At 44.0% G+C, this 11,337-nt stretch carries 11 protein-coding genes; 9 read left to right on the top strand and 2 right to left on the bottom strand.

Going from position 1 to position 11,337, the window contains the following annotated elements:
• Positions 1 to 415, bottom strand: a 415-nt coding sequence (gene lexA / locus AC5V8P_RS17990; protein WP_495473755.1) for a transcriptional repressor LexA, incomplete at its 3' end; no start/stop codon positions are given.
• A 189-nt stretch (positions 416 to 604) separates the two neighbouring features.
• Here lexA and AC5V8P_RS17985 point away from each other — a divergent pair.
• The 4 genes from AC5V8P_RS17985 (at position 605) to AC5V8P_RS17970 (ending at position 2,862) form a co-directional block, all read left to right on the top strand.
• A complete protein-coding gene (locus tag AC5V8P_RS17985) occupies positions 605 to 973 on the top strand; it encodes a LysM peptidoglycan-binding domain-containing protein (RefSeq protein ID WP_063212613.1) in 369 nt (122 codons plus the stop codon).
• Positions 974 to 1,080: 107 nt separating this feature from the next.
• A complete protein-coding gene (locus tag AC5V8P_RS17980; RefSeq protein WP_016821948.1) occupies positions 1,081 to 1,287 on the top strand; it encodes a DUF896 domain-containing protein in 207 nt (68 codons plus the stop codon).
• A 115-nt stretch (positions 1,288 to 1,402) separates the two neighbouring features.
• Positions 1,403 to 1,912, top strand: coding sequence for a hypothetical protein (locus AC5V8P_RS17975; RefSeq protein WP_063212614.1), 510 nt, complete (start codon positions 1,403 to 1,405; stop codon positions 1,910 to 1,912).
• A 155-nt stretch (positions 1,913 to 2,067) separates the two neighbouring features.
• Positions 2,068 to 2,862: an HAD family hydrolase gene (locus AC5V8P_RS17970; RefSeq protein ID WP_196771847.1), complete on the top strand. Its 795-nt coding sequence runs from the start codon at positions 2,068 to 2,070 to the stop codon at positions 2,860 to 2,862.
• 95 nt (positions 2,863 to 2,957) lie between these two features.
• On the opposite strand, the gene AC5V8P_RS17965 is transcribed toward AC5V8P_RS17970, so the two are convergent.
• Complete coding sequence (locus tag AC5V8P_RS17965) at positions 2,958 to 3,500, bottom strand: 1,2-dihydroxy-3-keto-5-methylthiopentene dioxygenase (RefSeq protein WP_063212616.1); 543 nt, start codon at positions 3,498 to 3,500, stop codon at positions 2,958 to 2,960.
• A 283-nt stretch (positions 3,501 to 3,783) separates the two neighbouring features.
• On the opposite strand from AC5V8P_RS17965, the gene metH reads away from it, so the two are divergent.
• The 5 genes from metH to AC5V8P_RS17940 all read left to right on the top strand — a co-directional run bounded on the left by metH (position 3,784) and on the right by AC5V8P_RS17940 (position 11,276).
• Complete coding sequence (gene metH / locus AC5V8P_RS17960) at positions 3,784 to 7,224, top strand: methionine synthase (RefSeq protein WP_063212617.1); 3,441 nt, start codon at positions 3,784 to 3,786, stop codon at positions 7,222 to 7,224.
• 89 nt (positions 7,225 to 7,313) lie between these two features.
• Positions 7,314 to 8,246, top strand: a complete 933-nt coding sequence (gene rnz / locus AC5V8P_RS17955) for a ribonuclease Z (protein ID WP_064796498.1) — start codon at positions 7,314 to 7,316, stop codon at positions 8,244 to 8,246.
• A 498-nt stretch (positions 8,247 to 8,744) separates the two neighbouring features.
• Positions 8,745 to 9,554, top strand: a complete 810-nt coding sequence (locus tag AC5V8P_RS17950) for a TIGR01457 family HAD-type hydrolase (protein WP_081276779.1) — start codon at positions 8,745 to 8,747, stop codon at positions 9,552 to 9,554.
• A 65-nt stretch (positions 9,555 to 9,619) separates the two neighbouring features.
• Complete coding sequence (locus tag AC5V8P_RS17945; RefSeq protein ID WP_063212619.1) at positions 9,620 to 10,438, top strand: Fpg/Nei family DNA glycosylase; 819 nt, start codon at positions 9,620 to 9,622, stop codon at positions 10,436 to 10,438.
• Complete coding sequence (locus AC5V8P_RS17940) at positions 10,428 to 11,276, top strand: deoxyribonuclease IV (RefSeq protein WP_196771842.1); 849 nt, start codon at positions 10,428 to 10,430, stop codon at positions 11,274 to 11,276. Before AC5V8P_RS17945 ends, AC5V8P_RS17940 begins: the two co-directional genes overlap by 11 nt.
• The last annotated feature ends 61 nt before the right edge of the window (positions 11,277 to 11,337 follow it).

Raw genomic sequence — 11,337 nt, 5'->3', positions numbered from 1 at the left:
CGTTAGCAATACCAGCTTCAATCATGCTTTCGCCTACAACAGATAACATGAATATTTTATCCTCACCAACAAAGTGTTGGGGAAGAGGAAAGTAATCTTCAATATTTTCTGTCGCCGTAATAGGAAGACCAGCGGTTACTTTGCCGACGACGGGAACACGACTAATGGAGTAATTAATCAAGTTGCTGTTATCCGACTCGTCTTGACCGAGTAATTCAATAGCCCGTGGCTTCGTAGGATCGCGGCGAATAAGTCCCTTTTTCTCCAGACGATCCAAATGACCGTGAACCGTAGAACTGGAGGCCAGTCCGACTGCCTCGCCTATTTCGCGTACAGAAGGGGGGTATCCCTTTAGACGCACTTCATTGCGGATAAATTCAAGAATGGCCTGCTGGCGGCTCGAAATCTTAGACATACCGTATCAACCCCATTTAGTAACGTTTGGGAAAATTATAGCATAGAACCTCCGTTCGTACAAACATAAGTTCTAAATAATCCCTAAAAATATTTACGAACTTTTGTTCTCTTTTCTATTGAACAAAACAAATGTTCGTGTTATATTGTGAAAAACATAAGAACAAACGTTTGGAGGACGCAGCCAATTATGAAATATAGCACTTATCAAAGTATTTTCCCAATGAATTTAGAAGATTTACAGGAGACCCGAAAAGAGGGGAAGTTGCGTCTGTTACAGATGAATACCAATACTCTTTTACTTAAGCTTCTTGTTCTTGTCATTGTCGTTTGGGTTGCAGGGGCAGGTGTACTTACAGTTTTTGCAGCTCCTTCCGTTTCTAAGGAAGAAGTGACTAAGCTAACCGTACAGCCTGGAGATACATTATGGGAGATTGCAACGAATCATAAGCCGGAACGAATAGATACACGGGTATATATTGAAGGAATCGTGCGTATTAACGGTTTGGAAGACGGAGGAGTACAGGCAGGTCAGGTACTTAAGCTTCCACACTTCTGATTTACAGACTATAGAGCTTGTCTGGGAGCGCAATGCGGGAGCCTTGACAAGCTCTTTTCTACATGTCAAAGTGTATTATATCTTTGCTTTTATGGAGGGGACACAATTTGGATATAGACAGCTTGGTACAGCGCATTAATGAATTAGCGCGCAAAGCAAAAGCCGAAGGATTGACGGAAGAGGAAACCACAGAGCGCGCCAATCTTCGGGAAATTTATTTAGGCAACATTCGTCGTAATTTTCGGCAGCAGCTTGAAACCATTGAATTTGTGGACGATGATACGTCGAAGGGAAATGGCGGGCTGAAGCATTAAGGTCGCTGAAGCCTGCATCATTTGCCTTTTGTTTTAGGTATCTTTTCTGGTATCTATATAGATCAGCTTTAAGGCAATTGTTTTCATGTAATATTTATGGGAAGGGAATTGAGAGATGGCCCGATCATTTGAAAGAAAAGTACGTAAAAACACAGCACATTTAAATAAAATACGCAAGAAACAAGGTATTCAAACCATTAATGGTGCAGGATCAGCAATGGACATTTTCCGTGGCCGTAATATTACTGTTCCAATCATGCTGGCGGGTCTTGCCGTATTGTACATGCTTATGAGTTACTTTTTGACCAAGACCGGCATGCGGGGAATGGATTGGCTTGTATTTGGCTTGTATTTGATGCTGGCTGTGATCTTCATCATTCGTCGTCCTTATTTAAAGGTAGGAAAAGACACCCTTTATATGTTAAAAGGTGGTAGAGAACGCCCGATGACAGCAGGGGACATGAAAGCGATCAAAATTGAAAAGGGCTACGTTACCGTTGAAAGAAAAGGCAAGGGCGGTAATTTTATCTTCACAAAATCACTGGGACGCTATGACACGGATGCCATTGCAGAGCGCCTTGAAAAGTTTGCACTATCCAATCAGATACAGGTAGAAAAGAAATAACGGATTTAGCTTGTAGCTGTAAGTAAGGCCGTATGATGTTATTTTTTTATATAACATGGTGCGGCCACTTGCTTAATATGGGCACACATAATGATCTGATACGTGACCAAACAGACAGACCTACATATACAGTGGAAAGAGAGTGGATAATTCATATGACGATTCAGGCGATAATGTTTGATCTTGATGACACCCTTCTGTGGGATGAACGTAGTGTAGAAGAAGCATTTGATGCAGCGTGCCAAACAGGCTACCGAGAAACAGGTACTGATCCCAAAACTCTGGAAGAAGCTGTTCGCAAGGAAGCGCGCGCTTTGTATGAGTCCTATGAAACCTTTAGTTTTACTCAAATGATTGGTATTAATCCGTTTGAAGGACTGTGGGCGAATTTTACAGCAGGTGAGCAACCTGAATTCCGTCAACTGGAACAGTTGGCTCCTGTATATCGAAAGGAATCATGGCGCAGAGGGCTTCAGCAGTTGGGGATAGATAATGAGGAGCTGGCGCAAAAGCTAGCTACCCAATTTGCTTCGGAAAGACGTGCACGTCCACATGTATATGAAGAAACGTTTGAGATACTGGAACAATTGAAGGGGCAATACAAGCTGTTATTGCTGACAAATGGTTCCCCTGATCTACAACAGGAGAAACTGGATGGGGTTCCTCAATTGGCTCCTTTTTTTGATCATATTGTCATTTCAGGTTCATTTGGTCGGGGCAAGCCTGATCCTTCGATATTTGAGCATGCTTTGGGACTTTTAGGTATTGAACCTGAACAAGCTCTAATGGTAGGAGATAAGCTGACGACTGATATTCAAGGAGCTTTGGCAGCCGGTGTACATTCGGTGTGGGTGAATCGGAACGCTAAAACCAATAGTACCGAGATTAAGCCTAAGTTCCAAATCAAGCATTTGTCTGAATTGCATGGAATTATTCAATCGCTAAAGTGAGAAATCCACAGTCTTCAAAAAGGCATCAAGAAACTCCCTTCGCTCGATATGATACAGAGCAGAGGGAGTTTTCTTATTTGTACCATAAATTATGATTAAGCTTTAATGAATGTTGGATCTTCGAATGGTTCAGCAATCCAGCCATTTTCTTCGATGAACAAGCGGACTGCGACGATCTTTTGATTTTCCATTAAAGTGAAGAAGTGCGGAGTATTTTCAGGTACGGAAATAACGTCACCTGGTGAAAGCTCTACATTAAAATAGCCGATCTCTTCAGAGCCTTTAATGATGAAAATTCCTTTACCAGCAACGATGGCACGGATTTCATCCTCGGTATGAGTGTGAATTTGCTCGAACTTGGCCAGCAGCTCGTCCAGATTCGGGGTTGCTTCAGACAAGGTGATAACGTCCCATATTTTATATCCGCGACGTGCGGCTAAATCCTTGATTTCGGATTCAAATGTGTTAAGAATAGCGGCTTTTTGATCATCTGTCAGTGTAAAGTTTTCTTGCAGATCCCCTGACAGCTTGGAAGCATCCCAGTGTTCATACAATACCTGGTGACTCTCCAAAAATTCACGTACTTGTTGCTCACCGCTAATTCGCTCATTCGTGTTACGTATTAAAATTTCTGCCATATAAAATCCCCTCTTTTCCACTTGGATTAATGTTATATAAAGAATACCATGTCTTGAAGTGTTGTACAATATAGGATTAAAACATTTATAAGGGGAATGTCTATAACTAAAAAATACAGTTTAAAGACGTTCGTATATAACAATGCATACTTTAAAAATAGATCAGTTAAGTCGTTTATGATAAAGAACCGCCTGTATAAAACGTATGTTTTTACTTCAATCTATCTAAATGATACGGTTTCTGCTAAACTAGGATTTAACGTTTTGCGGGGGTGAAGAAATTTTGGATAAAGTTAGCTTGCAGGATGCGTTACAACGAAGAATACTGCTTCTTGATGGTGCTATGGGCACTATGATTCAGCAAGAGGACCTTACTCCCGCTGATTTTGGTGGGGAAGAACTTGAAGGCTGCAACGAGATGTTGGTTTTAACGAGACCGGATGTCATTCAAGGGATTCATGAAGCATACTTGGAAGCCGGAGCAGACCTGATTGAAACGAATACATTTGGAGCAACGTCCGTTGTTTTGGCGGATTACGATATACCAGAACGTGCCCGTGAAATTAATCTGGTGGCAGCCAAACTGGCGCGTAACGCGGTGGATAAATACAGCACTGCGGACAAGCCTCGTTTTGTTGTAGGAGCTATGGGTCCAACCACGAAAACCTTGTCTGTCACAGGCGGTGTTACATTTGCAGAGTTGATTGAAAGCTATCAGGAGCAGGCTTTGGCGCTTATTGAAGGCGGGGTAGATGTTCTTCTATTGGAGACTTCACAGGATACGCTGAACGTTAAAGCGGGAAGCATTGGAATTCGTCAGGCTTTTGAGCAGACAGGGATTGAGCTTCCGTTAATGATTTCTGGCACGATTGAGCCGATGGGAACAACGTTGGCCGGACAAAATATTGAATCCTTTTGCATCTCACTCGAACACTTAAATCCAATCTCGATTGGACTGAATTGTGCTACAGGTCCAGAGTTTATGCGTGATCATATTCGTTCTTTGTCTGAAATGTCCTCTGCAGCTATTAGTTGTTATCCAAATGCGGGTCTGCCCGATGAAAATGGTCAATACCATGAATCGCCGGATTCATTAGCTCGTAAAATGGCTGCTTTCGCTGAAAAAGGCTGGTTGAATATCGCAGGTGGCTGCTGCGGTACCACACCAGAGCATATAAGGATCATGAGTGAAAGTATGGCGCAGTACGAGCCTCGTCAGCTCGTAGGTCATCATCCTCCCGCTGTATCAGGTATTGAGCCTGTGTATATTGAACAGGACAATCGTCCATATATGGTTGGTGAGCGAACGAATGTTCTTGGTTCCCGTAAATTCAAACGATTGATCGTGGAAGGCAAATATGAAGAGGCGTCTGAAATTGCTCGCGCTCAGGTAAAAAGCGGTGCACATGTCATTGATATCTGTGTGCAAGATCCGGATCGCGATGAGATGATAGATATGGAAGCATTTTTGAAACTGGTCGTAAACAAGGTAAAAGTACCGTTGGTGATTGATACCACGGATATTAAAGTTATCGATAAAGCACTTCAATATTCGCAAGGTAAGGCCATTATTAACTCCATTAACTTGGAGGATGGTGAAGAGAAATTTGAGAAAATGGCTCCTATTATTCATAAATACGGTGCTGCTGTTGTTGTCGGAACGATTGATGAACGCGGACAGGCAATTGCGCGTGAGGATAAGCTTGAGGTGGCTAAACGTTCTTATGATCTGTTGGTGAACCGTTATGGTCTGGCAGCAGAGGATATCATTTTTGATACGCTCGTATTTCCGGTAGGAACAGGGGATGAGCAATATATTGGTTCCGCGAAGGAAACGATTGAGGGCATACGTATCATTAAAGAAGCTCTCCCCGGGGTTCATACCATATTGGGCATCAGTAACGTATCCTTTGGTTTACCGGAAGCGGGTCGTGAAGTACTTAATTCTGTCTATTTATACGAATGCACCAAAGCAGGATTGGATTATGCGATTGTAAATACAGAGAAGCTTGAACGCTATGCATCTATCCCTGAGCATGAACGGAAATTGGCAGAAGATCTGATCTATAATACAAATGACGATACGTTATCTGCATTTGTAGCAGCTTTCCGTAACAAGAAAGTGGAGAAAAAAGAGAAGATATCAAACCTTTCGCTCGAAGAACGACTGGCTTCCTATGTCGTGGAGGGAAGTAAGGAAGGACTGATCCCGGATCTGGAGCAAGCGCTCGCCAAATATTCTTCGCTGGAGATTATTAACGGACCGCTGATGAAGGGAATGGAAGAAGTAGGGCGGCTCTTTAACAATAACGAGCTGATTGTTGCAGAGGTACTGCAAAGCGCTGAAGTAATGAAAGCATCAGTGGCCTATTTAGAGCCGTTCATGGAGAAAAATGAATCCTCGGTAAAAGGTAAGATTTTGTTGGCTACGGTCAAAGGTGATGTGCATGATATAGGTAAAAATCTGGTGGAGATTATTCTATCCAACAATGGTTACCATATTGTAAATCTGGGTATAAAAGTACCACCAGAACGCATCATTGAGGCTTATCGTGAAGAAAAGGCTGATATGATCGGACTATCCGGTTTGCTAGTTAAATCGGCACAACAAATGGTGCTAACCGCACAGGATTTGAAAAATGCGAACATTGATATTCCAATAATGGTTGGTGGAGCTGCCTTAACGCGCAAGTTCACTAAAAATCGTATTCGTCCTGAGTATGATGGACTAGTTGCTTACGCAAAAGATGCTATGGATGGTCTGGATATTGCCAATAAGCTTATGGACCCTGAATCCCGCAAAAAAATGGCTGAGGAAATGAAGGCTGAGCGTGAGGCCGAAGCGGCAACAGTTGTGGAAACCAAGCCGCTCCCTAAGCTTACTCGGGCTGTACGCTCTAGCATTGCTCAGGATTTGCCTGTGTATATTCCACCGGATACGGATCGCCACGTATTGCGTAACTATCCGTTGAATTATATTCTGCCTTATGTGAATATGCAGATGCTGATGGGGCATCATCTTGGTTTAAAAGGGAATGTTGAGCAACTGCTAGCTTCGGGGGACCCGAAAGCGATTCAGTTGAAGGAAACTGTGGATAGCATTATGTTTGAGGCTGTGACAGACGGAATCATTCAAGCGCATGCTATGTATCGTTTCTTTCCAGCACAATCCCAAGGAGACCAAATTCTGATCTATGATCCGTCGGATGTGAGCAAGGTACTGCACACATTTACGTTTCCGCGTCAGCAGGTAGAGCCTTATCTATGTCTGGCTGATTTTTTGAAACCAGTGGAATCAGGGGTTATGGACTATGTAGGTTTCATGGTTGTTACCGCTGGCCATGGTATTCAGCAGCTATCTACCCAGTGGAAAGACAAAGGGGATTACCTGCGCTCACATGTACTTCAAGCGGTAGCGCTCGAAGTGGCAGAAGGGTTGGCAGAACGGCTTCACCACATAATTAGAGATAGCTGGGGTTTCCCGGACCCTGCCGATATGACGATGAAGCAGCGGCACGGCGCCAGATATCAAGGGATACGGGTATCTTTTGGCTATCCGGCATGCCCGGATCTGGAGGATCAGGGACCGTTGTTCCAATTGTTAAAACCTGAGGACATTGGCGTTGAGCTAACGGAAGGGTTTATGATGGAACCGGAGGCTTCAGTATCAGCCATGGTGTTCAGCCACCCTCAGGCGCAGTATTTTAACGTCGAAAAGGTTTAAAAGGTTTAACACCTTTATCAGATGGGATAGCAAATTACCCTCCGAGCTTCGGAGGTTTTTTGCTGGTCAGCAGGAAGAAGGTAAATGTCATGGAATTATATTTTCTCGGTACAAATGCAGGGGTACCTACAATTCAGCGAAATGTAACGTCCATTGCTCTTCGTTTATTAGAGGAACGTAGAAGCATGTGGTTGTTTGACTGCGGTGAAGGCACTCAACAGGAAGTATTGCGTTCGCCGCTCAAGCTGAGCAGACTTGAAAAAATATTTATCACTCATTTGCATGGGGATCATCTTTTTGGTCTGCCGGGCCTTTTATCGAGCAGGGCATATCAGGGAGGCACGGCACCTTTGACGGTTTATGGACCGCCTGGGCTCCAGCAATATATCGAGCTATCTTTAGGGATCAGCCAATCTCGTATCAATTATCAACTGCATATTGTCGAGCACACGGGCGGAGTTCTGTTCGATGACGGGCAATTTCGGGTGGAATCAGCATTGCTGGATCATCGGATTGACAGCTATGGTTACCGAATTATAGAAATGGATAAGCCCGGTAAGCTTAACCAAGAACTGCTGGAGCGATATGGGATCAAGCCTGGCCCGGTGTATGGTAAATTAAAGCGTGGAGAAAGCGTGGAAGTAGAGGGCGGAGTTATTCTGCATCCTCAGGATGTATTGGGTTCACCTAAAAAAGGGCGTATCATCACTATTTTAGGTGACACCAGACCTTGTCCGAATACAGTAATGCTGGCACGAGATGCTACTGTCGTCGTTCATGAAGCCACTTTTCTGCATGATCTGGCGGATACGGCGTATGAGTATCATCATAGTACGGCACTCCAGGCAGCGGAAGCTGCAAAAGCCGCAGGTGCAGGCCAGTTAATTATGACGCATTTTAGTTCCAGGTATAAAGATCAGGAGCAGCTTCAGCCTTTGCTGGAGGAAGCGAGAAGCCTATTTCCCAATTCGCTGCTTGCGGAGCAGCATGTGTTGTTACCGATAGCCGATACCGGTCAATAAACGATTGGAGATAAGATATTTGTATAGGCGCCGGGGCTTGCTCCGGTGCTTTTCTTTTTCACCAGAAATTATTTTCCGGGAAAGCGCAGAATGCGACAAGAGGTGAGACGGCAAGAGAGTGGGGGAGACGAAATTGTTCTACCACATATGGAGGTGTGTCATATTTGAGTTTCTATATATCGATTCAAAGGATTTAGTTGCTTGAGTATGCTCAGGAAATACAGGAAATTTCCTTTGAAGACATGGCATCTTCGATGGAATTCGACGAAGAAATGATCTTATGTAAGGTGAGACCGACGGCTTTTAGCGAGGAATGACGCTATTTTGGATGGTTTACCAGCAATTCATGGACTTCATATGCATGTTTGACTTAAGATAGATGAGATGAGTGGAAATGGCCTATATTTAATCACCTGAGTAATTTAGGTGGTTAAATATAATGGGAGAACCCCATTCATGGAGTGAATTAATTATGTTCAATGTTATGATGAAATTGAAGTGGGGGAGGGGATTGCAATAAAATCGTTACTAATTGATCTGGATGGAACACTTTATCATGGGAAGCGGATGATCAAGGGTGCGGATCTGTTCATTTCCCGATTGCGTTCGGAGCAGATACCTTATGCATATGTCACAAACAATGCTTCACGCACACCCGAATCGGTAGCCGAGCATTTGGTTCGTATGGGAATTGAAGCAGTTAGTCATGAAGTATACACTTCGGCGTTAGCAGCTGCACAATATGTTGCCCAGCAAAGTCCTGGAGCTCATGTATATTGTATTGGTGAAACGGGATTACGCGAGGCACTCATGGGAGCTGGCTTGCAACTTGTTCAAGACCATCCTGATTATGTGGTACAGGGGATTGATCGTCAATTTACATATGAAACGCTGGCAGCTGCCATGCGTTGGATTCGGGAGGGCGCTACATTCATTTTGACAAATCCGGATCTACAATTGCCTTCGGATGACGGACTTACACCAGGTGCAGGTACAATTGGAGCTGCTATTGAAGCTGCGTCACAGGTCAAACCGGTCGTCATCGGCAAGCCTTCAAGTGTGCTAATGAATTATGCACTGAATCGCTTGAACATTAGAGCGGATGAAGCTCTGGTTGTGGGCGATAATATGCTTACAGATATTGCGGCAGGTGCAGCAGCAGGTTGCAAGACAGCTTTGATTCTTTCGGGCGTGACGACCCGCGCTAATTTGGATGAACATATTCGTGCCGTTGGAGTGAAACCTGACCTGATGTTTGAAAATTTGGAAGAACTGCAGGGATGGATGAAAGAAGAGCTACAGTCATAAAAATATATATCTTAGAAATGTGTGAGAATTAAAAGCTATGTAGCTACGAAAGGAAAGATGTTGATATGCCGGAACTTCCTGAAATGGAAAACTACAGAATCTTATTATCAAAACAAATTTTGGACATCCCGATTACTGAAGTGACGGTTACCCGTGAAAAGTCCATTAATACTGAAGTAGAAACCTTTAAAAAACAATTGCTGGGTGCGACTGTTGTATATTTAGAGCGTCGGGGCAAGCATTTGATTTTTCATTTAAACACGGGTAAACGGTTGGTGCTTCATCTGATGTTGGGAGGATTATTGTATCTGGGAACGGAGGAGCAACGTCCAAACCGTACAGTTCAGATCGAATTGAATTTCAGTGGGATGAAGCTTTATTTTATCGGACTGCGCTTAGGCTATCTCCATTTGCTGACGGCTAAAGAAACAGATGAAGCTCTGTCAGATCTGGGACCTGATCCGTTAGATCGCCGGATGACATTGGAGAATTTTACAGCACGTCTAAAAGGACGACGCGGAATTTTGAAAACAACACTGGTCAATCAGCAGATCTTTTCGGGGATTGGCAATTGCTATTCGGACGAAATTGCTTATATCGCCGGATTTACCCCGGGTTCCAAGGTACAAAACATTGTACAGTCTCCTGAAAAAGTGGAAAAGCTATATCATGCTACTCAATCCGTACTTCGTGAAGCTACTGCGGAGGGCGGTTATATTGAAATGCCTCTGATGGAGGGAGACACACTAACAGGTGGTTTTGATCATCAGTGTCGAGTGTATGACCGTGAAGGAGAAGAATCTCCAAGCGGTGGGAAAATTGTAAGAGTCGAGCTGGCGGGAAAAAAAGCATTTTATTGCCCGGTGCAGCAGCATGATGCCTAAATTGCTCATCGGCTCCCACGTGAGTACGCGTGGTGGCTTTTCCAAAGCTGCTATACGTGCGCGAGAGCAGGGAGGACGTTCATTTCAATATTTTCCGAAAAATCCTCGTAGTCTTAGGCTAAAGGAATGGAGCTCCACAGATGCCGCTGCTTGTAAAGCTTACTGTTCAGAGTACCAGCTTCAATCCATTGCTCACTCGCCATATCCCGTTAATCCAGCTCATGGTCGCGAACGGGGTCAGGAACTTTATGACCTGATGGTTACTTCATTACGCAATGATCTGGATATTGCTGAAGCCTGTGGATCGAAGGGAATAGTTGTTCATTTTGGACATCTGCATTCGTCTGACCCGCTGGAGGGCTATCATAACATTATTAACTGCCTTAATGATGTGCTGGGTGGCTGGCAGGGAAATGCTAAAATATTAATTGAAAACCAAGCTGGGGATCACGGTCCTATGGGAACTACGCTGGAGGAAATGGTCCAAATTCGCCAACTGTGTCGAGATTCTGGCAGCATCGGATTTTGCCTGGACACTTGTCATGCATATGCAGCAGGTTTGTGGAACGGTGGAATAGACGAAGCATTGCTTGAAAAAGGAGATCGTCTTGGCTATTGGTCAGCGCTCTGCGGAGTTCATTTGAACGATTCCAAATACCCGTACGGCTCAAAAAAAGACAGACATGCGCGTGTAGGGCAAGGTTACATTGGTACTGAAGGTATGCGCTGGATAACAGAACAAGAAGCTGTAAGAGGTATTCCCGTCGTTTTGGAGAGTGAAGCGGGATCTGATGGTACACATCAGGAGGATATTCAAATGATTCAAAGCTGGCAGTAAAATATACAGAGGATAATAGTACTAAGCGACTTATGTAAGCTTACTTTTTGGGAAGAAGGAG

The organism is Paenibacillus sp. N119s, from assembly GCF_059447605.1.
Note: the sequence above shows the minus strand (reverse complement) of the source record. Positions and strands in the feature narration are given on the sequence as shown.